Source organism: Sorangium sp. So ce693 (genome assembly GCF_051521375.1).
GTDB lineage: Bacteria > Myxococcota_A > Polyangia > Polyangiales > Polyangiaceae > Sorangium > Sorangium atrum.
Map to the genome: position 1 here is coordinate 12419963 of NZ_CP150347.1, position 22999 is coordinate 12442961.

A 22999-nucleotide genomic window follows, 5' to 3' on the forward strand; every position below is an offset into this window, starting at 1 on the left:
GGTGTGCGGGCGACAGCATTGCGCTCAGCTCGCCGGTTTTTCCATGGAACACCGCGTGCCGGAGAGCGCGCCACCGTGTTAATGGCGGTGGGGAATCCAATGGGCGCGCGAACGAACGGCTCCACACACCCGCAATCCATCGAATCCCCGTCCCGGAGCGCGGCGCTGAGCAAGCCGGGGAAGGGCAGCTCATCGGGCGCGCGGCGCGCCGGGCCGGCGGCGACGGAGCTCGATCCTGCGGAGCACCACCGGCCGGCGCTCAAGCTCCTCGACGCGGCGCGCGAGCCGGATTTCATCGAGGTGCTCGGATCGCGCGAGCACAACCTCCGCATCGATCGGCTGGAGGTGCCCAAGCGGAAGCTCGTGGTGTTCACGGGGGTGAGCGGCTCGGGCAAGTCGAGCCTGGCGTTCGACACGCTCTACGCCGAGGGGCAGCGGCGTTACGTCGAGACGCTGAGCTCTTACGCGCGCCAGTTCCTGGGTCAGCTCGAGCGCCCGCAGGTCGAGCACCTGCGCGGCCTGTCGCCGACCATTGCCATCGAGCAGAAGAGCGCGTCGAGCAACCCGCGCTCCACGGTCGGCACGATCACGGAGGTCTACGATTACCTGCGCGTGCTCTATGCGCGCGCCGGCGAGCAGCATTGCCACCTCTGCGGCAAGCCGGTGAAGGCGCAGAGCTCGGAGCAGATCGTCGACGAGCTCCTCGGGATGCCGGAGGGGACGAAGTTCGTGCTGTTCGCGCCGCTCGTGACCCACCGGAAGGGCGAGTTCAAGGACCTGTTCGAGGAGCTCCGGGGCCGCGGCTTCGTGCGGGTCGAGATCGACGGGGCGCAGCACCGGCTCGACGAGCTGCCGAAGCTCGACAAGAAGCTCAAGCACACCGTCGCGCTCGTGGTGGACCGGCTGGTCGTGCGCTCGGACGAGCGCCAGCGCATCACGGAGGGGGTCGAGCTCGCGCTCCAGGAGGGGCGCGGCGAGCTCCGGGTCGAGCTCCAGGCCGACGAGGGCGCGTCCGGGAAGCGGCGTCGCCCCGACGCCCCGCTGCTGTTCAGCGCCGCGCGCTCCTGCTGCGGCCAGAGCTTCCCCGAGCTCTCGCCGCAGAGCTTCTCGTTCAACAGCCCGCTCGGCATGTGCGGCGCCTGCAACGGCCTCGGCACCCGCCTCGAGATCGATCCGGCCCTCGTGATCCCGGATCCTGCGCTGTCGATCCGGGAGGGCGCCATCGCCCCCTGGGCGTCGGCCATGGCGCGCGGGGAGGGCTGGACGTTCCGCATCATCGACGCCGTGGCCAAGGCGTGCTCCGTCGACCTCGACGTGCCCTGGCGCAAGCTCGGGGCGAAGAAGCAGGAGATGGTGCTCCATGGCCTCTCCGGCAAGCGCATCGCGGTGACGTGGGGGAAGGAGGGGACCGAGACCCACGGCACGTGGGGCATGAAGTTCGAGGGCGTGATCCCCAGCCTGATGCGCCGGTTCCAGCAGTCGTCGTCCGAGTCGGCGAGGGAGGCTTACCGCAAGTTCATGAGCGAGCGCTCGTGCGACGCCTGCGGCTCCCGGCGGATGCGCCCCGAGTCGCTCGCGGTGCGCGTCGCCGGCAAGGGGATCGCCGACGTCACCTCGATGACGGTGAGGGACGCCTACGAGCACTTCGCCCGGCTCGAGCTGCCGGGCAACCGGCAGAAGATCACGGAGGGGGTGCGGCGCGAGATCACGAGCCGGCTCAGCTTTCTCCTGAACGTGGGGCTCGATTACCTGACGCTCGACCGCTCGGGGCCGACGCTGAGCGGCGGCGAGGCGCAGCGCATCCGGCTGGCGAGCCAGCTCGGCAGCGAGCTCTCCGGGGTGATGTACGTGCTCGACGAGCCGAGCATCGGCCTGCACCAGCGGGACAACCAGCGCCTCATCGAGACGCTGCGGCGCCTCAGGGATCTGGGCAACACGGTGCTCGTGGTGGAGCACGACGAGGAGACGATCCGGGCCGCCGACTACGTGGTGGATTTCGGCCCGGGGGCGGGGCATCTCGGCGGCCGGGTGATGGCCGCGGGGACGCCCGAGGAGATCGCGCGTGACCCCGAGAGCGTGACCGGAGCGTACCTGGCCGGGCGCGCGCGCATCGAGGTGCCCGAGGCGCGGCGCGCGCCGCGCGGGTGGCTGGAGATCCTCGGCGCGGCCGAGCACAACCTGAGGAGCATCGACGTCCGTTTCCCGCTCGGGGTGCTGCTCGCGGTGACCGGGGTGAGCGGCGCGGGCAAGAGCTCGCTGGTGAACGGCATCCTTTTGCCGGCGCTGGGCCGGGCGCTTCACCACAGCACCGAGCCGGTCGGCGCGCACCGCGCGATCGAGGGGCTCAAGGCGCTCGACAAGGTCATCGCGATCGACCAGAAGCCGATCGGCCGCACGCCGCGCTCGAACCCGGGGACGTACACGAAGGCGTTCGACCAGATCCGCGAGATCTTCGCCGAGCTGCCGGAGTCGCGCGCGCGCGGCTATGGCCCAGGGCGGTTCAGCTTCAACGTGAAGGGCGGGCGCTGCGAGGCGTGCAGCGGCGACGGCATGGTGAAGGTGGAGATGCACTTCCTCGCCGACGTCTATGTCCCGTGCGAGGTGTGCGCCGGCAAGCGGTACAGCGCGCAGACGCTGGCGGTGCGGTACAAGGGCAAGAGCATCGCGGATATCCTCGACACCAGCATCGAGGATTGCCTGCGTCTCTTCGAGCACCACGTCGCGCTGCGCCGCGTCTTGGAGACGCTGGTCGAGGTCGGCCTCGGGTACATGAAGATCGGCCAGAGCGCGCCGACGATGAGCGGCGGCGAGGCGCAGCGCGTGAAGCTGAGCCGGGAGCTCGGCAAGAGCCAGACGGGGCGAACGCTCTACGTCCTCGACGAGCCAACGACGGGCCTGCATTTCGAGGATATCCGCAAGCTGCTCGGCGTGCTCCACCGGCTGGTCGAAGCGGGGAACACGGTGGTGGTCATCGAGCACAGCCTCGACGTCATCAAGTGTGCGGACTGGGTGATCGATCTCGGCCCCGAGGGCGGAGCCGGCGGCGGCCGGGTCATCGCCGAGGGGACGCCGGAGCACGTCGCGAAGGTGAAGGGCTCGTATACAGGGCAGTTCCTTAGCCCCCTTCTCCCGCGTTAACCAAGCCTCGCGCCGCGTTCTCCTACATTCGAACGTGGTCGTAAACGTGGTCGTGGTCGTAAACGTGGTCGTGGTCGTGGTCGTCAACGGTAGACCGTGAACGACCACGACCACGACCACGTTCACGTTCACGTTCACGTTCACGTTCACGTTCACGTTCACGTTCACGTTCACGTTCACGTTCACGACCACGTTCACGTTGGTGACCGCTGGTGGGGTGCTGGGGGAGGGCTTCGTGCGCTGAGTGCAAACGAACGAGCTTGGCTAACGCCTATGCCCTGTGCAGGCGCTGGCCGCTCGACGATGGATCATCTGGGGCAGAGTGGGGCAGAGAACGTCTGCGACGGCTCACTCCGTCAGGTCTGAGACAGGCGTACTTGTGACTTGCGTCGCCTGCTGACCATCCATTTCAGATAAGCGCGATATTCATTGGTGGCGCCCATAACGGACTTATTCGATCGGCTTGCGCCGCGGCACAAAAGCGCGTAGCCGGGATCGATGGACACCGACGTGTCCAGGAGTGCGCGAGCACCCGACCAGCACCTTCAGCAAAAAAAACATCATGATATCTCGCGCCAGCGGGGCTGTCGTACAGGCCCCTGCGCTCGAGATCCGTTGACGGGAGGGCCCATGCAGATCTCGAAGCATGCTCTATTTCTCGGCGTAGGACTTTGGGTGGGCGCCGCCTCGGCGGCGGCGTGCTCCGCCAGCGGCTCGTCGGCGGGCGCCCCTCGGCCCGGGACCACCTCCAGCGCCGGCGGCGGCTCGGGCGGCGACGACGTCGGGTCGATGAGCTCCGGCGGTTTCGGCGACGACATCGGCGTCGGCACCGGGGGCGACGCCGTCGGCCCCGAGCTGGCCGGCGACCCGAAGACGTGCGCGGAGGCCGCCGCGAGCAAGTCCTATATCGGCTGTGACTTCTGGCCCACCGTCACCGCGAACATCGTCTGGTCGATCTTCGACTATGCGGTCGTCGTCGCGAACGCCGGCGACGAGATCGCCGAGGTCGAGGTGACGCGCGCCGGCGCCGCCGTGGCGCGCGCCGAGGTCAAGCCCAACAGCCTGAGCAAGATCTACCTCCCCTGGGTGCGCGAGCTGAAGGGGCCCGACGCCACCCATTGCACCGGGGGCGACTCGATCACGAGCTCCGTCCGCGTCGACGGCGGCGCTTACCACCTCGTCTCGACCAGGCCGGTCACCGTCTATCAATTCAACGCGCTCGAGTACAAGGGGGAGGGCGGCCCGTCCGGGAAGGACTGGTCCTCGTGCCCTGGCAACGAGGCGTGCGCGGCCAACGACGGGGAACCCTTCGGCTGCTTCTCGTTCACCAACGACGCGTCGCTGCTCCTGCCGAGCACCGCGATGACAGGCAACTACCGCATCACCGGCCAGCGCGGCTGGGCGGAGGCGGACTTCGGCGGCTACATCGTCATCAGCGGGATCCAGGACGGCACCAGCGTCACCGTGAACGTCGCCCAGGGCGGCTCGGTGGTCGCGGGCGACGGCATCCCCCGGACGACCGGCGGCGGCAGCTTCACCGTCCAGCTCGAAGCGGGGGACGTCGTCGAGGTCCTCGGGCACCCGAGGAGCGACCTCAGCGGCAGCCTCGTCACAGCGACCCGCCCTGTCCAGGTGCTGACGGGCATACCGTGCGTGCAGGCGCCCGTCGGCCACCAGGCCTGCGACCACATCGAGGAGTCCGTGTTCCCCGCCGAGACGCTGGGCAAGCGGTACTTCGTCACGGTCCCGACGTCGCCCGGCGGCCACGTCATCGGCCACCTCGTGCGCCTCTACGGCAACGTCGATGGCACGGCGCTCACGTATCCGTCCGGCAGGCCGGACGGCGCGCCGACCACCATCAACGCTGGTCAGGTCGTCGATCTCGACGTGGTGAGGCGGGATTTCGAGGTCGTGGGAGACCACGAGTTCGCGGTCAGCACGTTCATGCTGGGCGCCGAGATCGTCGACGCTGACACCGAGTCTCGCCAGAAGGGCGATCCGTCGCAGAGCCACCCCACCGCGGTCGAGCAATACCGCTCCAAGTACGTCTTCCTCGCGCCGAGCGACTACGATGAGAGCTACGTCGACATCATCCAGCCGCTCGACGCGAGGATCACGCTCGACGACGCCCCCGTCGACGTCGCGCCGACCCCGATCGGCAACGGCTCCGGCTTCGGCGTCGCGCGCGTCCGGCTCGGCCCCGGCAACGGCGGCGCGCACGTGCTGACCGCCTCGGCCCCTGTCGGCATCCAGGTGCTCGGCTACGGCGCCTACACGAGCTACCAGTACCCTGGCGGGCTCAACCTCGTCGTCATCGCGCCTCCGCCGCCCCCGCCCCGCTGACCGCGCGCGCGGTGATCGTCGTCGCGCGTCGCGCTGGTTGTCTTTCCCGGTCTCCTGAACTAGCACCCTCGCATGACGGACGAGCCGCGCTCCTCGGCACGTCGCGCCCGCCGCGCCGCGCTCTTCGTCGTCCTGGCCAGCCTCGCCTTCGCCGCGAGCGGCCCGCTCGCCCGCTATGCGCGCCCGGTCCACCCGCTCGCCATCGCCTTCGGCCGGGTCGCCCTCGCCGCGATCGCGCTCTCCCTTGTCGACCTGCGCGCCATCGCCCGCTCGGCCGCCGTCCTCTCGCCGCGCCAGCGCGCCGCCGTCCTCTGCGCCGGCCTCCTGCTCGCCGTCCACTTCGCGCTCTTCCTCTGGGGGCTCGACCGCACGTCCCTCGCCGCCGCGCTCTCGCTCGTCTCGCTCGAGCCGCTCGCCGTCGTGCTCTGTGCGTGGGCGTTCTTCGGCGTCCGCCCCACGCGCTCCGAGCAGGCGGGCGTGCTCCTCGCCACCGTCGGCGCGCTCGTCGTCGCGCGCTCCGCCGGCGCCGGCGATCACCGGCTCTCGGGCGACCTCCTGGTCGTCGGCGCCACCCTCCTCTACGGCCTCTACGTCTCCTTCGCCCGCGCGCTCCGGGACGCGCTGCCAGCGCGGAGCTACGCCGCCCTCGTCTACGGCAGCGCCGCGGTCTTCCTCGCCGTGGCGCTCCCGTTCGCGCCCGGCGCGCTCGAGGGCGTCGCCCCGCCGCCGGCCCACGCCGCCGTCGCCATCGTCGCGCTCGCGCTCGTCCCCACCGTCGTCGGCCACACAGCGGTCCAGATCGCGGCGCGCCGCATGTCCCCGTCCATCGTCGCGCTCGTGTCCCCCGGCGAGACGCTGGGCGGGATCGCCATCGGCGCCCTGTGGCTCCACGCCACCCCCACCGCCCTCGAGATCGCGGGCGCCGCGATCATCCTCCTCGGCGCCACCGTCGCGATCCTCGGGTCGAGCTCGTCCGCGGCCACGAGCGCAGGCTGACGCGTCCCGCCCGCGCCGCGGCCCCGGCTGGCGCGCGATGCCCGTCGCGGCGTGAAGGCGTGACAGCGTGTGTCCGTGCAGCGGTCGCGCCGAGCGCTCACCGGCTCTGCCGGGACGGAGCTTGCCCGCGCGCGCCGCTCCGGTCGGACTCCACGCCACGAACACAGGGATTTCGCGGGAGAGCCGCCCGCGCGCGCTTGACGGTCGATGATTCGAAAGAACGCTTCGCCCATGTACGGTGGGCTGTTTCGAAACATCCTGTTTCCGTTCTACGAGACCCGTTTGAGGGGCAGGGAGACCCTGAAAGACCTGGAGCAGATAGAGCGCTCCCAGTGGCGATCGGAAGACGAGATTCGCGATCTCAGCTTCCGGCGGATGCTCGCCGCCCTCCAGTTCGCCGAGCAGCACGTCCCGTTCTATCGGGCTCGCTTCGCCGAGCACGGCGTGCGCGCCGCCTCGGTGAAGGCGCCGGAGGACCTCCTGCGGTTCCCCGTGCTCACGAGGGCCGACCTCCGCGCCCACGGGCAGGACCTGCTCGCCGAGGGCTTCGTCGGCCGGCTCTATGCGAGCGGCACGGGCGGGTCCACGGGGGAGCCGGTGCAGTTCCGCTTCGACCACCGCACGTACGAGCGCCGCATCGCGGCCGCCATGCGGTCCGACGGGTGGGCGGGCGCCCGGCTCGGCGACAGGGAGCTCCACCTGTGGAGCGCCGTGCTGGTCAGCGAGACGCTCGCGAAGAAGGCCAAGCGCTCCCTTCACGAGGCCATCCTCCGCAAGAAGATGGTCTCCGCCTTCGACCTGTCCGAGCGGCGCCTCGCCGCCTTGCTCGACGAGATCGCGCGGTACCGGCCGCAGCTCATCGTCGGCTACGCGAGCGCGCTGTACCACGCGGCGCGCTACGCGCTCTCGGACGGCCGCGCGCTCCCCGCGCCGCGCGGCATCGTCACCAGCGCAGAGCGGCTGTTCGCGCACCAGCGCGAGGCCATCGAGCGCGCGTTCGGCGCGCCGGTGTTCGATCGGTACGGCTGCCGGGAGCTCATGCTGATCGCCGCCGAGTGCGGGCGGCACGCCGGCAAGCACATCAACATGGAGAACGTGTTCGTCGAGCTGCTCCGCGACGGGCGGCACGCCCTCCCCGGCGAGGCTGGCGAGGTCGTCGTGACCGACCTCGTCTGCCGCTCGATGCCGCTCATCCGCTACAAGAACCAGGACGTCGCGATCGCCGCCGGCGCGCCGTGCGCCTGCGGCCGCGGGCTGCCGATGCTCGCCTCGGTCGAGGGCCGCGTCCTCGACCTGCTCGTCGGCCCCGACGGCGAGCTGCTGGCCGGGGAGTTCTTCCCGCACCTCATCAAGGACCAGCCGACGATCGCCCGCTACCAGGTCTACCAGGACCGGCGGCGCGCGCTCACGGTCAAGCTCGTGCCGGGCAAGGGCTTCCAGCCCGAGACCGCGAGGCTCATCGAGCGCGTCGTCCGGCAGCACCTGGGCGAGCGCGCGGAGGTCCGCGTCCAGATCGTCGACGACATCCCCCTCACGAGCGGCGGCAAGCACCGGGTCACCCTCTCCGAGGTCCCCGTCCAGCTGGGCCGGGGGCGCGCAGCGTGAGCGTCGCCGGGGTCGGGCGCGGGCCTGCCGCGCCGCGCCGCGCGGCGCCCCCGGCGACGCTGGGGTGCCCGGGGCCTTGAGCGGCGCCGGCGCCGGCCGCGGCCGCGGCCACGCCCCACGCCAAGCGCGGCGCTCACGGTCACAGCGCGCTTTCTACAGATCTGCTGGAGCGCCTGGCGGCCGGCGCGCCGCGGCCTGCTCACCCGTCACGGTCCTCGGCGCGCGGCGTCCCCCGAAGCGCTGGCGGAGCCGCGCGGTCCGGGGTATTGGGCAGAGCAGTACGATGTCCGACGTGCAGAGACCGCTTCCGCCGAAGAAGGACGTCGCGCTGGCTCTCCTCGAGCGAGAGCCGAGCGTGTTCATCCACCTCGATCCGCGCCGGCCCGGTGTCTCCGTCCCCAAGTGGTTCACGGGACAGCCGCAGCTGATCCTCCAGGTCGGCATGAACATGGCGATCGCCATCCCCGACCTCAAGGTGGACGACGACGGGATCAGCTGCACCCTGTCGTTCAACCGCGCGCCCTTCTGGTGCCGCTTGCCGTGGCACGCGATCTGGGCGCTCGTGAGCGAGGACCAGCGTGGCATGGTGTGGCCCGAGGACATCCCGGCCGATCTCGCCGCGCAGAAGCAGCAGCGCCCGGCCGTCGCCCCGCCGCAGAAGCCCGCCAAGAGGCCGCGCCCCCGGCTCGCCGCCGTCGCGCCCCCCAGCAGCGACGACGAGCGGAGCGACGAGGCGGCGGACGAGGCGCGGGCGCGCGACAGGGCGCGCCCCCAGCTCGAGGCCGTGGAGGCCGGCGAGCGCCTCGGCGCGGGCGAGGCCCCGGCGCGGGACGCCGGCGCGGCCGTGAGGCCGCTCGCGCCGGTGCCGGCGCCGGCGCTCGCGCCGGTGCGGTCCACCGAGGAGCGCGAAGACGACGAATCGGGGGGCTCTGGTGAGCCCGAGCCCAAGCCTCGCCAGGGAGCGGGCAAGCCGAAGCGGGAACTGCCCCCCTATTTGCGGGTCATCAAGTAACGCCACTGACGCCACTGACGCTACTGCTTGACGGTGCGGCTCGGCCATTCCAACTCTGGCCGGCCATGCCTCGACCGTTGCAGCGCGTCCTCACTGCGCTCCTGCTCCTCGGCGTCGTCGTCGCCCTCGAGTTCGGCTTCGAGACCCTGTTGCCGGACGCCGCCTGGCGGCAGCTCGCCCTGTTCGCGATGGTCAACGTCATCGCGGCGCTCTCGCTCAACGTCATCAACGGCATGGCCGGCCAGTTCTCGATCGGCCACGCCGGCTTCGTCGGGATCGGCGCGTACACCGGGGCGGTCGTCGCCGGCAACCTGCACCAGCACCTCGGCGGCGGCGAGCCGCTCTTCGGCAACTCGTTCGTCGTGATGCCCGCGGCGCTGCTCGCGTCCGGGCTCGTCGCGGCCCTCTTCGGCCTCGTGGTCGGCCTGCCGAGCCTCCGGCTGCGCGGCGACTACCTCGCCATCGTGACCCTGGGGTTCGCCGAGATCTTCCGCCTGACGATCGCGACGGCGACGACCGGCGGCCCTGACCAGGGGGCGCTCGGCAAGCTCCTCGGGGCGCTCGGCGGCCCGATCGGCTACGCCGGGCCCGACGACACCGGCGTGCCGCAGTACGCCGGCCCGTTCTGGATCTTCGGCGCCGTCGTGATCGCGACGATCCTCGCCTGGCGGCTGAAGTTCTCCGGCTGGGGCCGCGCGCTGCGCGCGCTCCGCGAGGACGAGATCGCCTCCGCCGCGGTGGGCGTCGATCCGACGCGCTACAAGGTCACGTCGTTCGTCATCTCCGCCGCCGGCGGCGGCATCGCCGGCGCCCTGCTCTCCTCGATGCGCGACGGCAACCCCACGGTCCAGCCGGACCAGTTCACGTTCAACTACTCGTTCGACGCCATCACGATGGTGATCCTCGGCGGCTCGGGCAGCGTCTCCGGGGCGATCCTCGGCGGCGTGTTCGTGACCTTCACGGTGAAGCTCATCGAGCAGCTGCAGGGCCTCGACAGCGTCCTCGCGCTGAAGGCGGCCTACCCCGCGCTCGATCTGAACGCCCTCAGGATGGTGCTCTACGCGGGCATCCTCATCGGGCTGATGGTCCTCCGCCCCGAGGGCCTGTTCGGCGAGCGCGAGCTCTTCGGCCGGCGCTGGTCGCGCAGGAAGCGCTTCCCGGTGGGCCCTGCCGAGCCCGTCCCCGCCACGACCGGCGTGGAGGTGGCCGCCGGGCACGAGGGCGCGCTGCCCAGCCCGGGCGCGCCGCCGGACGAGCCGCCGCCCGGCATCACCGTCGGCCGCGAAGGCGCGGAGGCCGGGAGGGAGCGCGAGTGAACCTCGATCTGAAGCACGTGACCAAGCGGTTCGGCGGCCTGCGGGCCGTCGGCGGCGTCTCCTTCACCGTGCCCGAGCGCTCGATCTTCGGGCTCATCGGCCCGAACGGCGCGGGCAAGACGACGGTGTTCAACCTGATCACCGGCGTCTACAAGCACGATGAGGGCGCGATCCGCTTCGGCGGGACCGACCTCGCGCCGCTCCGGCCGAGCCAGATCGCGCGCCTCGGCATCGCCCGCACGTTCCAGAACATCCGCCTCTTCGGCCAGCTCACGGTGCTCGAGAACGTGCTCGTCGCCTGCGAGAACCTGCGGAGATCCACGCTCGCCTCCGCCCTGCTGCGCTCGCCGTTCTTCTACAAGGACGAGCAGGAGATGACCGAGCGCGCCCTCTCGCTGCTCTCGGTGTTCAAGCTGGAGGAGATGGCCGACGAGATCTCGACGTCGCTCTCGTACGGCAACCAGCGCCGCCTCGAGATCGCCCGGGCGATGATGCTCAAGCCGAGGCTGCTCCTGCTCGACGAGCCGGCGGCGGGCATGAACTACGGCGAGGCCGAGGGGCTCAAGCAGCAGATCCGCTGGCTGCGCGACACCTTCGACATCACGGTCGTGCTGGTCGAGCACAACATGCAGGTCGTGATGGGCGTGTGCGAGGAGATCCACGTCCTCGATCACGGCGAGACCATCTCGCACGGCACCCCGGAGGTCGTGCGCAGGGACCCGAAGGTCCTCGCCGCGTACCTCGGCGAGGAGATCGACGACGAGGCGGCCGGCGCGGCGGCGGAGGAGCCCGCATGAAGACATCGCATCCGACGCGGCAGCCCCCCTCGGTGGCCCCCGGCGACCCCCTGCTCGTCGTCGAGGATCTCGCGGTCAGCTACGGCGGCATCAAGGCGCTCAAGGGCGTCAGCCTCGAGGTGCGGCGCGGCGAGATCGTGGCGATGATCGGCGCGAACGGCGCCGGCAAGACGACCACGCTGAAGACGATCGTCCGCCTCCTCCCGATCGCCTCCGGCCGCGTCCGCTACGACGGCAAGGACCTCGCGTCCGTCTCGACGGAGGAGCTCGTCGCGGCCGGCGTCTCGCTCGTCCCGGAGGGGCGCGCGATCTTCTCGAACCTCAGCGTCCGCGAGAACCTCGAGCTCGGCGCGTGGTGCCACAAGCACGGCCCCACCATGGCGGAGACCGTCGACGACGTGGTGAAGCTCTTCCCCCGGCTGGGCGAGCGCATGCACCAGCACGGCGGCACGCTCTCCGGCGGCGAGCAGCAGATGCTCGCGATCGGCCGCGCCATGATGGCGCGCCCCGCCATGCTGCTCCTCGACGAGCCGTCGCTCGGCATCGCGCCGCGGCTCGTCGCAGACATCTTCGAGTCGATCGCCAAGATCGCGGCGTCGGGAACTACCGTACTCCTCGTCGAGCAGAATACCCGACTGGCGCTCAAGTACTCGATGCGCGCCTACGTGCTCCGTACTGGGCAGATCGCCATGAGCGGCGAGTCGAAGGACCTCGCGGCGAACGAAGAGATCCGCGCGGCCTACCTCGGCGGCTGATCCCGCCGCTCCCACGTCGACGCGTGTCGGCGCGCCGCGAATCCCCCGGACGGGTCGCAGATCATCGCGGATCGCAGCGGGTCGCAGCGGATCGCAGCGGATCGCAAAAGAGACAGGCGGAAAGCGCTGGTGTTTCAAGCGCGTATCAACGCATCGCGTGATGCGCTGAGGCGCGATTGATATCGCTCTTTGCCGAATATGGAGTATGGTCACTGTGAGCCAGGCCATGAAGACCTGGTTTTCACAGCGGCGGTCAGCGCCGGCCGCTGACGGGGGATACCCATGGAGATTGAGAGCACGACCCGCGTTCTGGTGATCGATGACGACGCCAGCAACTCCCAGCCGCTCGTCCACTTCCTCTCATCCCGGGACTACACGGTGGAGACGTGCTGCGGGCTCGGCCATGCGCGTGACGTGCTTGCCCGCTGGCGTCCTCATGTGATGGTGCTCGTGCCGCGGGAGGAGGCGGAGCTCCACAGCGAGATGGAGCAGCTCCGCCGCATGTCGCCGCGCGTGCCCGTCGTGGTGCTCACGCCCGCGGCCGGCCCCGAGCTGATCCTGGACATGGAGGCGTTTGCGCCCACGGTGCCCGCGTGCCCGTCGCGCGGCCTCGCGTACATCGAGTCTGCGGTGGCCGACGCCTCGGCCATGGGCTGAGCGCGGCCAGTCGCGGGCCGGGGCCCGCGCTCGCCGCGGGCCTGGTCCCACCCGCGGCAGGCGCCCATCGCAACGGCTCGCCTCAGGCGGACGGCTCGATCCCGTCCGGCAGCCCGTCGAAGAACTCCTCGACCACGGACGCGAGCCAGGCCCGCACCGGCCCGGTCGCGCACATGCTCCTCACGACGGGCCAGAGCGCATCCGCGAGCGCGCCGACGTCGAGCTCGGGCGCGATCCCGAGGCGCCCCAGCGCCTCGCCGAGCGGCTCACCCGCGTGCGCCGCCACGAACGCCGCGATCGCCTCGCTGGTCCGCGCCCGGACGGGCCGATCCCGGAGCAGCTGCGCGGCGATGTCGGCGCCGAGCTCCTCGGCGATCGCCGAGCTCTTCGCGTCGAGCTGACCGACGAGCGCGCAGATCTCCTGCTCCAGCACCCACGTGGCGACCTGCTTGCGCAGGCCGACGAACTCGGGCGTGTCGCCCTTGGCGACGAGGAGGTCGTGCACCTGGCGCATCGCCGTGCGCGAGAAGCCCTGCAGAAACCGGCGGATCTCCGGCTCGAGCCGCCGCTCGAACTCGCCCCGCATCGCGCCCATCGTCTTGCCGACCCCGCCGAGGCCGAAGGGGGCGACCCGCTTGAGGAGCGCCGGCAGGCCCCACTCGGCGAAGAACGGGTTCACCTTCTCGGAGAACTCCATCAGCGTGTCGTAGAGGACGTCGCGCATCACCGCGTCGAGCGCCGCGCTCTCCAGCACCTCGCGCACGAGCCGCTCCGGCACGATCTTCGGCTGCTCGAGGATGCGATCGAGCTTGTCGCGGGCGCCCTCCGGCAGGAGCTCCTTCCCGCGCCGCCGCTCGGCGCGCGCCGCCTCGACGAGCGCCGCGAGCGCCGCGGCGGCCGCGGGCCGGACCGCCCGCCGGAGCGGCTCCTCCGCCGCAAGGGCCTCGAGCGCGCGCCCGATCGCCCCCGCGTCCACGAGCTCGCCCAGCGGTGTCGCGAGCAGCGCGGCGAAGCCGGCGGGCAGCCGCTCCCGGAAGTCGCGCGCGGCGGCCTCGGAGACGAGCCGCGCCTCGAGGAACGCGATCTGACGAGCCTTCAGTTCATTAAGTAGCGCCCGATCCATCGGGGAACCGATAGCCCCGAGCCCCCGCTGGTGCCAGGCGCAGATGACCCCGGGCCCCTGCCGACGCGGCGCGCGGCCCCTGCCCGGGCCTTGAAATCGCGCAGTACTGTGAATCTGCCCAGCGGGTGAGCACCCTACTCATCGAACGTGGATTCGGAGGAGCCTTACCAAAAACACCTTACTTGGAGCTCCAGTGTCCGGGGACGCCCTGAGTCGCCGCGCCGCTCGCGCACGTGCGTTCGCGAGGCAGACCTGCGGGCAGCGCCGCGCGCCGGGCGAAGCGGGATTGTCGGCGATTGTCATTTTCCTCGGGGAGCGACTCGGGCCGAAGTCAACTTTGCGCACCTCGCGACAGTGAGTTGCAACGAATTACAAGTGCCTGACAACTTCGGATCCGGCGGATGGTACGCGTTCGTTGTCTGCCGGCGCCTGCAGGGGTGGAGATCGGCGCTCTCGCCCGTTCCCACGGCTGCACGGCAACCCGCCGGCGGTAGGTGCTCGCGATGCTCTCCCTGCTGCTCTGTGTCCTGTACTTCGGCGTGCTGCTCGGTCTCAGCGCCTACGGCCTGCACCGGCTGCACCTCGTGGTCCTCTGTCGCCTGAACCGCGCGAAGATCACCCGCGCGCAGGAGGTCGCGGCCCTGACCGATCGCGACCTCCCGCCGGTGACGATCCAGCTCCCGCTCTTCAACGAGTCGACGGTCGCGGCGCGGCTGCTCGATGCCGTCGCGAAGATGGACTACCCGCGCGACAAGCTGGAGATCCAGGTGCTCGACGACTCGACGGACGAGACGCAGGGCCTCGTCCGCGCGCACGTCGAACGGCTGCGCGCGCAGGGCCTCGACGCGGTGTACCTGCACCGCGTGGATCGCGTCGGCTACAAGGCGGGGGCGCTCGACGCGGGGCTCAAGGTCGCGAAGGGCGAGCTGGTCGCGATCTTCGACGCCGACTTCATCCCGCAGCCGGACTTCGTCCGGTCCATCGTCGGCCACTTCGAGGACCCGACGGTCGGCATGGTGCAGACGCGGTGGGGCCACCTGAACCGCGACGTCTCGATCCTCACGCAGGTGCAGGCGCTCATGCTCGACGGCCACCACCTCGTCGAGAACCGCGCGCGCTTCGGCGCCGGCCTCCTGTTCAACTTCTCCGGCACCGGCGGGATGTGGCGCAAGGACGCCATCCGCGAGGCCGGCGGCTGGCAGCACGACACGCTGACCGAGGACCTCGACCTGTCGTACAGGGCGCAGCTCGCGGGCTACCGCTTCATCTACCGCGAGGACGTCGTCTCACCGGCGGAGCTCCCCGAGGACATCTCGGCGCTGCGCGCGCAGCAGTACCGCTGGGCCAAGGGCACGGTGCAGACGTCGCGCAAGCTGATGGCGACCGTGCTGAGCGCGAAGCTCTCGGTCGGGCAGCGGATCGAGGCGTTCTTCCACCTCACGCCGCACTTCGCCTACCCGCTGCTGGTGCTGCTGAGCGTCCTCCTGCTGCCGGCGCTCGTCCTGTTCCCCGCGGCCGACACGCTGACGATGGTCGCCATCGATCTGCCGCTCTGCACGGCGACGACGGGGTCGCTCGCGGCGTTCTACATGCTGGCCGAGACGGCGCAGGGCCGCTCGCGCTGGGGCGCGGTCAGGCGCCTGCCGATGCTCATCGCGCTCGGGACGGGGCTCGCGCCGTACCTGTCGAAGGCCGTGATCGAGGGGCTCCGCAGCATGTCCGGCGAGTTCGTCCGGACGCCGAAGCAGGGCGACAACAAGGGCCGGTACAAGGTGCGCACGGACCTGCCGATCACCGAGGCGATGCTCTCGGTGCTGTCGTGCGGCGCGGTGGTCGCGTCCGTGGAGACGGGGCACTACTTCGCCACGCCGTTCGCGGTGCTCTTCGCCGTCGGCTACCTCTACGTGGCGGTCCTGGTCGTCCAGGAGCAGATCGTGCGCCGCCGCGACGCGACCTCGAGCGCGCCGGCCGCCGGCTGGAGCGACGCGCGGCCGAGCGAGGCGGCCGTCGTGGGCGCCTGGTCCCGGCAGTCGACGAAGGAACGCCACCTCGGCGATCTTGCCGTCTGAGCGGATCGTCGCCGCCGGGCCCATCCAGCGACCGCGGTCGCGCCGGTGGACCTGCCGGATCCCTGGCCGCCGGCTCGAGGGTGCGAGGTGTGGGGCGCTGCTCGTGTCGTCACGGGTCCGCTCCGAGCGCCGCGCTGCCCGGGGGGCTCCACGAAGCGTGCCTGGTGTACATCGGGCGAAGCCTGCGTAACCCCCTAGACCTCACCGACGCAGGCTGGCATTCTGCCCTCCAGGCCGGTCGGGGGACCGCACGCGGCTTCCTGAACGGTCTTCAGGGGTTGCGGCGCGTCCCCCCTTCTGCAAGGGCGATGGGGGTGTCATGACGAAAGCCGAAATCGTTCAGGCGGTCTACTCCCGCCTTGGGGGGTTCTCGAAGAAGGAATCTGCCGATCTGGTGGACCTCGTGTTCGAGACCATGAAGGAAACCCTGGGGCGCGGGGAGAAGATCAAGATCTCTGGATTCGGCAACTTCGTGCTGCGCGACAAGCGCCAGCGGCAGGGCCGCAACCCGCAGACCGGCGACCCCATCCTCATCACGGAGCGCCGGGTCCTGAACTTCAAGGCGAGCCAGATCTTGAAGCAGGTCCTCAACCCGCGTGAGACGGCCTCGGCGGCCGAGGAGTAGACCGCTTGGCGGTGCGCGCGCAGCTTCCGGCGAAGCTGTACTACCGGATCGGCGAGGTGGCCGGCATCGTGGGGGTCGAGCCGCACGTGCTCCGGTACTGGGAGACGGAGTTCCGCTCCATCCGCCCGCAGAAGTCGGCGAAGGGGCAGCGGGTCTACAGCCGGCGCGACGTCGAGACGCTCCTCAAGGTCAAGGAGCTGCTCTACTCGCACCGCTTCACGATCGCGGGCGCGCGGCGCAAGCTGCGCGAGGGCGGCATCGAGCCGCCGGCGCCGGACGCGGGCGCGAGCCACGAGGAGGTGCAGCGGATGCGCACGGCCCTCGTCGAGATCCGGACCGAGGTGCTCGCGCTGATGGATGAGCTCGAGCGCGTCTGAGCTCCACGGCGTGGCGCCGGGCCTCGGGTTGCGCCTTGCGTTGCCGGCCGGGGCGAGCGACGCGCCGAAGGAGGCGCTGCCCGCGATCGACGTCTCCGCGATCCCGGGGGCGAAGGTGACGCTCCTGCGGGGCGTCGAGGCGGACGGGCTCTCGCTGCGCGCGGTGTGCGTGACGGCCCCGTCGCGGCAATGGGTGACCGGCCTGGAGGAGCTCGTGCTCGATCGGGCCTCGGGGCTCGTGCGGGGGGGCCTCGGGGTGGCGATCGAGCGGTGGGAAGCAGGGCCGATCCACGCGCAGTCGCAGCGGTTCGAGCAGGCGTTCGAGGGGGCCGGGAGGGCTGGTGCGCGCGCGGTGGTGATCCGGGGGCAGCACGTGCTCGGCTTCGCCGGGAGCGAGCACGACGCGGCGCTCTGCAGCCTGGCCTGCCTCGAGCCTGCGCAGGGGGCGGGCGCCCGGTGCGGCGCGCTGCTCGGGGCGACCGCGTTCGAGGGCACGTTCGTGGCGCCGCCTGAGCCGGGGCTGGTCGTGCGGATGATCTTCCTCGCCGCGGAGCAGCCCGTCGCCACGACCGCGGCGCTCGGAGTGCTCGCGGCGGCGGGGGTGACCGTCCTGCTGGCGCGGCGGCCGCGACCGCGGCCCTAGGACGGGGAAGAGGGGCTCGTGGAGAACTGCCCGGCCCTCGGAGAGGGTGCTCGTCGCGCGGCGCACGCAGGGCCGAACTCGCCTGGGACGCTTTGTCTCCGGCGCGCTGCGCACGCCGGAGACAAAGCGTCCAATGGGCTCAGACAACGGCCCTGCGTGCGCCGCGCGACGAGCACCCTCTCCGAGGGCCTGACGGTGTTCGAGATGTTGAAGAGAGAGGCGTCGCCGGGTCGATGACTCGAACGGGCAGGAGGAGCGATCAGAACGGGATGTCGTCGTCGTTGCCGCCGCCGTAACCGCCGCCGCCGAAATCGTCGGGCGGAGGACCGGGATCCTGCGCAGCCGGCGCGGGGCGACCACCGCCGCCGCGGTTGTAGCCGCCACCCGCCGGGCGGCCTCCGCCGCCGCCGGCGCCGCCGCCACCGTAACCGCCGCCGCCACCGCCGCCGCTGTAGCCACCGCCACCGCCACCGCCACCGCCGCTGTAGCCACCGCCGGGATCTGCGCCGAATGCGCCTGCGTCATCACCGGCAGCGCCGCGGCCGCGGGCCCCGCCCGTCAGCAGGACGTTGTTCGCGATCACCTCGGTCTTGTAGCGCTTGTTGCCATCCCGGTCGTCGTAGCTCGACGTGCGGAGCGAGCCCTCGATGAAGATCGAGGAACCCTTGCTGAGGATCTTGCCCAAGGCCTCGGCGCGCTTGCCCCAGATCACGACATTGTGCCAGTCCGTCCGTTCTTTCCGGACCTTGTCGCGGTCCAGGTACGACTCGGTCGTCGCGAGCCGCAGGTTCAAGACGGCCTGACCTCCCTGGGTGAACCGGAGCTCTGGGTCGGCGCCCAGGTTGCCGAGCAGCATTACGCGATTCAAGCCTTCGGCCATCGTCACTCCTTCCCTAGGAGGGGCTCAGCGCACGCTGCGCTGAACGAACGTCGCCTGCTTCACTCCCCCATGGGGGCCGACGCGTCAAGGGTCGTGGCGCGCCGAAAAGCACGCGGCGCGCCCGCGCGGCGGGACCGGCGTGGGCCTCGGCACGGGCGGCGCGGCGTCGCTCGAGCGCCGCTCGATCACGGTCCGATCGCCGTCCAATTCCGCCCGGTTCCGCGCAATGCCGCGTGATTCCGCTCACCCGCCCGCTCCGGCTTGCGCGAGGAGGTCGGACAGGAAGAGCCGGGCGATCGTGAAGTAGAGGAGGATCCCCAGGACGTCCACGAGGCTCGCGATGAACGGCGTGGAGCTGGTCGCCGGATCGAGGCCGATGCGCCGGAGGAGGAGGGGGAGCATGGCGCCGACGGTGCAGCCCATGAGGACGATCGCCATCAGCGTCGCGCCGATCGTCAGGACGAAGCCGGTGCCGTCGCCCCAGAGCCAGACGCGGAGCATGCCGATGGCGGAGAGGATGAGGCCGAGCACGACCGCCTGGCCGAGCTCGCGGACGAGGACGCTCGCCCAGTCGCCGACGCGCAGATCGCCGACGGCGAGGCCGCGGATGATGAGCGACGACGACTGCGAGCCGGAGTTGCCGCCCGTGGAGATGAGCAGCGGCACGTAGTAGGCGAGCGTCGCGACGGCCTCGAGGTCGTGCTCGAAACGCCGGAGCACCTCGCCGGTCATGAACTCGCCGACGAACAGCACGGCGAGCCACGGGGCCCGCTTCTGGATGAACGTCCAGAAGCTCGTCTTGAAGTAGCTGTCCTCGATGGGGCCGACCGCGCCGAGCCGCTGCATGTCCTCGGACTGCTCCTCCGTGAGGACGTCCATCACGTCGTCGACGGTGATGACGCCCAGCAGCTTGCGATCCGCGGAGAGCACGGGCAGCGCGTTGAAATCGTACTTGGCCATGGTCCGCGCGACCTCTTCCTGATCGGTCTCGGGGCTGACGGCGAAGACGTTCTCGGTCATCACGTCCGCGAGCCTCTCGGATGGCGAGGCGAGCAGCAGATCGCGCAGCGACACGACGCCGATGAGGTGCCCGCGATCGGAGACGATGTACACGTAGTAGATGGTCTCGGCGTCCTCGCCGACGGCGCGGATGCGCTCGATCACGTCGGCGACCTTGAGGTGGATGCCCACCGACACGTAGTCGGTGGTCATGAGGCCGCCGGCGCTGTCCTCGGGCCACTTGGCGAGCTCCTCGACCTCGGCCGCGGCCTCGGGGTCGACCTTCTCCAGCGTGGAGAGCAGCGTGCCGCTGACCTGGTCCGGGAGGGCCTCGATGAGGTCCGTGCGGTCGTCGGCCGCCATCTCGGAGACGATCGGCGCGATGCTCTCGATGCCCATCTGCTCGACGAGCGCTTCCTGGGTCTCGCCGTCGAGGCGCTCGAAGATCGGCGCGGCCTCCTCGGCCTTGAGCGCCATCAGGACCTTCGCCGCTTCGGCGTCGTCCAGCAGGCCGATGAGGTCGGCGAGATCCTCGTCATGGATCTCGTCCAGCAGGTCGGACAGCTGCGCCGGATCCTCGGTGAGCAGCTGCCGTACCTCCGGGACCATGGCGAGGGCGACGCGCAACATGCCCGGGCACTGACCACAACTCGGCCCTGCTGGGAAGCGGCAAACCCCACCGGCGCCGGGCCCGCGAGCAACCCACCCCCGCATCGACCGAGGTTGGGTTGCGGCGCCGCGGCCGACCGAGGTTGAGCCTCCCGCGACCGCCGGTCGCGAGCGATGGAGGCCGGTCTCCCGGGACCGTGAACGGGTGATTTGCACTACAGTGATAAGTGAACTTTCTCTATTGGCCGACCCGGGTCGGGGACCAGGTCGGGAGCCAGGTCGACCCAGGTTGAGGAGCGGGTCGCCTACTGCGTTGGCTGTCGCGCAATCCGGTTGACGTCGCGGCGGCCCGCGGGGCATGGAGGGTACGGCGCTGCGGCGGCGGCATCTCGTTTGCTATGGCACCCCTTCGCGGGGTCGAGCGGGGCCGGCCGGGTCGAATTGACAGCCTTCCGGTCGGGTCCCTAGCATCGGGCTCCCGTCGAGCCGTGGATCGCCTGCGGAAGTCGGTCATGGGCCCGTGGACGGCGGGCCTTTTCGGTGGCTTGACCGCCGCGCAACTGGATCGGTGGTCGAAAGGAAAGTCGAATATGACGCGGATAGAGCGTGAGAGCAGGCGCCCGTGGAGGGGCGCGGTGAGGTTCGCCATGGCGGGCCTGCTGATCGCGGGCACAGGCAGCGCCTTCGGATGTCTGAGCCGCCCCATCGCCGAGAACAAGCCCCGGTCGACGTCGACGATCGTCGAGCGGCTGACGCAGAGCTCGGTCGACAAGATCGATCTCCTCCTGGCGATCGACAACTCGGGCTCGATGGCCGACAAGCAGGCCATCCTCGCGACCGCGATCCCCGACCTCGTCCAGGGTCTCGTCAACCCGCGCTGCATCCACAAGGACGGCACGATGGCGACAACGGTCGCCTCGCCCAACACGCCCTGTCCGCAGGACTACAAGCGTGAGTTCGAGCCGGTCAAGGACATCCACATCGGCATCATCAGCTCGAGCCTCGGCGGCCACGGGTCGGGCGCCTGCCAGGGGACGACGAGCGCATCGAACGTGGACATGGCGCACCTCCTCGCGCGCCGGAGCGAGACCTCCACGACCAACGACATCCCGACCTACCTCAACCTGGGCTTCCTGGCCTGGGACCCGGATCAGAAGCTCGACGGCGAGCCGGATCAGCCGGATCCGAACGACGGCGAGGCGGACATCGGCCCTAATGATACGAACGCCGACCTCAACGACACGTCGCTGGTCAAGCAGCTCACGGATATGGTCAAGGGCACGGGGCAGACCGGCTGCGGCTTCGAGGCGCAGCTCGAGAGCGTGTACCGCTTCCTCGTCGACCCGGAGCCCTACGAGACGATCGGCATCGACGCGGACGAGAACATCGTCGTCACCGGCGAGGATGCCGTCGTCAAGAAGCAGCGCGCCGACTTCATGCGGCCGAGCTCCCTCCTCGCGATCATCATGCTCACCGACGAGAACGACTGCTCGATCCGCGAGGAGGGCAAGAACTACCTCGTGGCAGAGACCGGGCCGGGCTTCCGCCTGTGGCGGCCGCGCGCCGAGTGCGCCACCGATCCGGGCAACAAGTGCTGCAGGTCGTGCAGCCAGAGACAGGAAGGCTGCCCCAAGGACGACGCGTGCACGGGCCCGGACGGCAACGCCGCCAGGCTGACCCCCGCGGAGGATCCGGTCAACTCTCGCTGCTGGGATCAGAAGCGCCGGTTCGGCTTCGACTTCCTCTATCCGATCGACCGCTACCGGCGCGCCTTCACCGAGGCGCAGATCCCGAACCGCAAGGGCGAGCTGGTCCCGAACCCGATCTTCAGCGATCCGAACCCGGACGACCTCGACTCCAACGTCCGCGATCCCGGGCTCGTCTTCTTCGCCGGTATCGTCGGCGTGCCGTGGCAGGACATCGCGCGTCAGGACGCGCAAGGCCAGCCCGACCTGCTGAACGGCCTCAACCAGGACGGCGAGCCGGTCGGTGGGTTCAAGAACTCCGACGAGCTCAGCGCTCCGGTGGGCGGCGCCGCCAGCGCCTGGGAGCTCATCCTCGGCGATCCCGCGAAGTACCAGGCGCCGAAGGATCCCTTCATGGTCGAGTCGATGAAGCCTCGCTCGGGCACGAACCCGATCACCAACGACACGATCGTCGGGCCGCAGGAGGCGGGCTGGAACACCATCAACGGCCGCGAGTACACGATCCCGGAGGGGAGCACGGGGGACCTCCAGTACGCTTGCATCTTCGATCTCCCCCAGGACGCGGTGAAGACCTGCGACGGGCAGGCTCAGAGCTGCGACTGCAGAGCGGTGGGCGGTCAGGCGACCGACAACCCGCTGTGCAGGCCCGAAGCGGGGAACGATCAGGAGGATCCGGCGCCCAGGTCGACGACGCAGATCAAGGCGAAGGCCTACCCGGGCCTCCGCGAGCTGCAGCTCATCCGGGAGCTCGGCCCCCAGGGCATCGTCGGCTCGGTGTGCCCGCGCCAGCTCGCCAACGACGACGCGCCCGACTACGGCTACCGGCCGGCGATCGGCGCCATCATCGACCGCCTGAAGACGGTGCTCGGCGGCCAGTGCCTGCCGCGCACGTTGACGCCGCACGAGAACCAGCAGGTCTCCTGCCTGATCCTCGAGGCGCGCAACTCGCAGGGCCAGTGCAACTGCCTGGATCCGAGGACGCCGGGGCGCCTCAACGTGACGGGCCCTCATACGGCGGCGAAGGACGAGGTGCTCTCGCTCGACATCGCGAAGGCGTCTGGCTGGGACTGCGTGTGCGAGATCCAGCAGCTCGAGGGCGACGGGGCCACCGCGTGCAGGACCAACGTCAGCGACATCGAAGACGTGCACGGGTGGTGCTACGTCGACCCGTCGATCAGGCTCGGCGATCCCGCCATCGTGGCCGACTGCCCGTCGACCGAGCAGCGCAAGATCCGGTTCACGGGCAAGGGCGAAGCGCAGCAAGGGGCCACGCTGTTCATCACCTGCTCCGGCGAGTAGGCGGCGTCAGCTAGCGTCAGCTAGCGTCTGATTGAGCCCAGCGCGCGGGG

At 70.7% G+C, this 22999-nt stretch carries 17 protein-coding genes; 14 read left to right on the forward strand and 3 right to left on the reverse strand.

Annotated elements, in window-relative coordinates; translation table 11 throughout:
- Positions 1 to 99: 99 nt before the first annotated feature.
- The 9 genes from uvrA (at position 100) to WMF14_RS46405 (ending at position 12619) form a co-directional block, all read left to right on the forward strand.
- Complete coding sequence (uvrA, locus tag WMF14_RS46365; protein WP_437797105.1) at positions 100 to 3138, forward strand: excinuclease ABC subunit UvrA; 3039 nt, start codon at positions 100 to 102, stop codon at positions 3136 to 3138.
- Positions 3139 to 3813: 675 nt separating this feature from the next.
- A complete protein-coding gene (locus WMF14_RS46370; protein ID WP_437797107.1) occupies positions 3814 to 5481 on the forward strand; it encodes an IgGFc-binding protein in 1668 nt (555 codons plus the stop codon).
- 72 nt (positions 5482 to 5553) lie between these two features.
- The gene (locus WMF14_RS46375; RefSeq protein WP_437797109.1) at positions 5554 to 6477 is read left to right on the forward strand and encodes a DMT family transporter; all 924 of its coding nucleotides are present in this window, start codon (positions 5554 to 5556) and stop codon (positions 6475 to 6477) included.
- A gap of 231 nt (positions 6478 to 6708) precedes the next feature.
- A complete protein-coding gene (locus tag WMF14_RS46380) occupies positions 6709 to 8082 on the forward strand; it encodes a phenylacetate--CoA ligase family protein (protein WP_437797111.1) in 1374 nt (457 codons plus the stop codon).
- A gap of 283 nt (positions 8083 to 8365) precedes the next feature.
- Positions 8366 to 9094, forward strand: a complete 729-nt coding sequence (locus WMF14_RS46385; RefSeq protein WP_437797113.1) for a ClpXP protease specificity-enhancing factor SspB — start codon at positions 8366 to 8368, stop codon at positions 9092 to 9094.
- A 65-nt stretch (positions 9095 to 9159) separates the two neighbouring features.
- Positions 9160 to 10410 carry a branched-chain amino acid ABC transporter permease gene (locus WMF14_RS46390; RefSeq protein ID WP_437797114.1) on the forward strand — a complete coding sequence of 417 codons (1251 nt, stop codon included), beginning with the start codon at positions 9160 to 9162 and terminating at the stop codon, positions 10408 to 10410.
- Positions 10407 to 11207 (forward strand): ABC transporter ATP-binding protein, encoded by an 801-nt coding sequence (locus tag WMF14_RS46395; RefSeq protein WP_272096308.1) that lies wholly within the window; start codon positions 10407 to 10409, stop codon positions 11205 to 11207. The genes WMF14_RS46390 and WMF14_RS46395 overlap by 4 nt, the downstream gene beginning before the upstream one ends.
- Positions 11204 to 11962, forward strand: a complete 759-nt coding sequence (locus WMF14_RS46400) for an ABC transporter ATP-binding protein (protein ID WP_272096309.1) — start codon at positions 11204 to 11206, stop codon at positions 11960 to 11962. The genes WMF14_RS46395 and WMF14_RS46400 overlap by 4 nt, the downstream gene beginning before the upstream one ends.
- 282 nt (positions 11963 to 12244) lie before the next feature.
- Complete coding sequence (locus WMF14_RS46405; protein ID WP_272096310.1) at positions 12245 to 12619, forward strand: response regulator; 375 nt, start codon at positions 12245 to 12247, stop codon at positions 12617 to 12619.
- A gap of 82 nt (positions 12620 to 12701) precedes the next feature.
- On the opposite strand, the gene WMF14_RS46410 is transcribed toward WMF14_RS46405, so the two are convergent.
- The gene (locus WMF14_RS46410) at positions 12702 to 13742 is read right to left on the reverse strand and encodes a hypothetical protein (protein WP_437797117.1); all 1041 of its coding nucleotides are present in this window, start codon (positions 13740 to 13742) and stop codon (positions 12702 to 12704) included.
- Between the two features lie 503 nt (positions 13743 to 14245).
- Between WMF14_RS46410 and WMF14_RS46415 the strand changes: the two genes are divergently transcribed.
- The 4 genes from WMF14_RS46415 to WMF14_RS46430 all read left to right on the forward strand — a co-directional run bounded on the left by WMF14_RS46415 (position 14246) and on the right by WMF14_RS46430 (position 17456).
- Positions 14246 to 15811, forward strand: coding sequence for a glycosyltransferase family 2 protein (locus WMF14_RS46415; RefSeq protein ID WP_437797119.1), 1566 nt, complete (start codon positions 14246 to 14248; stop codon positions 15809 to 15811).
- Between the two features lie 319 nt (positions 15812 to 16130).
- A complete protein-coding gene (locus WMF14_RS46420) occupies positions 16131 to 16436 on the forward strand; it encodes an integration host factor subunit alpha (RefSeq protein WP_272096313.1) in 306 nt (101 codons plus the stop codon).
- An 11-nt stretch (positions 16437 to 16447) separates the two neighbouring features.
- Positions 16448 to 16813, forward strand: a complete 366-nt coding sequence (locus tag WMF14_RS46425; RefSeq protein WP_272097930.1) for a MerR family transcriptional regulator — start codon at positions 16448 to 16450, stop codon at positions 16811 to 16813.
- Positions 16794 to 17456 (forward strand): hypothetical protein, encoded by a 663-nt coding sequence (locus WMF14_RS46430; protein ID WP_437797121.1) that lies wholly within the window; start codon positions 16794 to 16796, stop codon positions 17454 to 17456. Before WMF14_RS46425 ends, WMF14_RS46430 begins: the two co-directional genes overlap by 20 nt.
- 259 nt (positions 17457 to 17715) lie before the next feature.
- Here the strand turns inward: WMF14_RS46430 and WMF14_RS46435 are convergent, their stop codons facing one another.
- Together WMF14_RS46435 and mgtE are read right to left on the reverse strand one after the other, a co-directional pair.
- A complete protein-coding gene (locus tag WMF14_RS46435; protein WP_437797123.1) occupies positions 17716 to 18336 on the reverse strand; it encodes a single-stranded DNA-binding protein in 621 nt (206 codons plus the stop codon).
- Between the two features lie 243 nt (positions 18337 to 18579).
- Positions 18580 to 19965, reverse strand: a complete 1386-nt coding sequence (mgtE, locus tag WMF14_RS46440) for a magnesium transporter (protein ID WP_272096317.1) — start codon at positions 19963 to 19965, stop codon at positions 18580 to 18582.
- Positions 19966 to 20579: 614 nt separating this feature from the next.
- On the opposite strand from mgtE, the gene WMF14_RS46445 reads away from it, so the two are divergent.
- Positions 20580 to 22949, forward strand: coding sequence for a hypothetical protein (locus WMF14_RS46445; protein ID WP_437797125.1), 2370 nt, complete (start codon positions 20580 to 20582; stop codon positions 22947 to 22949).
- The last annotated feature ends 50 nt before the right edge of the window (positions 22950 to 22999 follow it).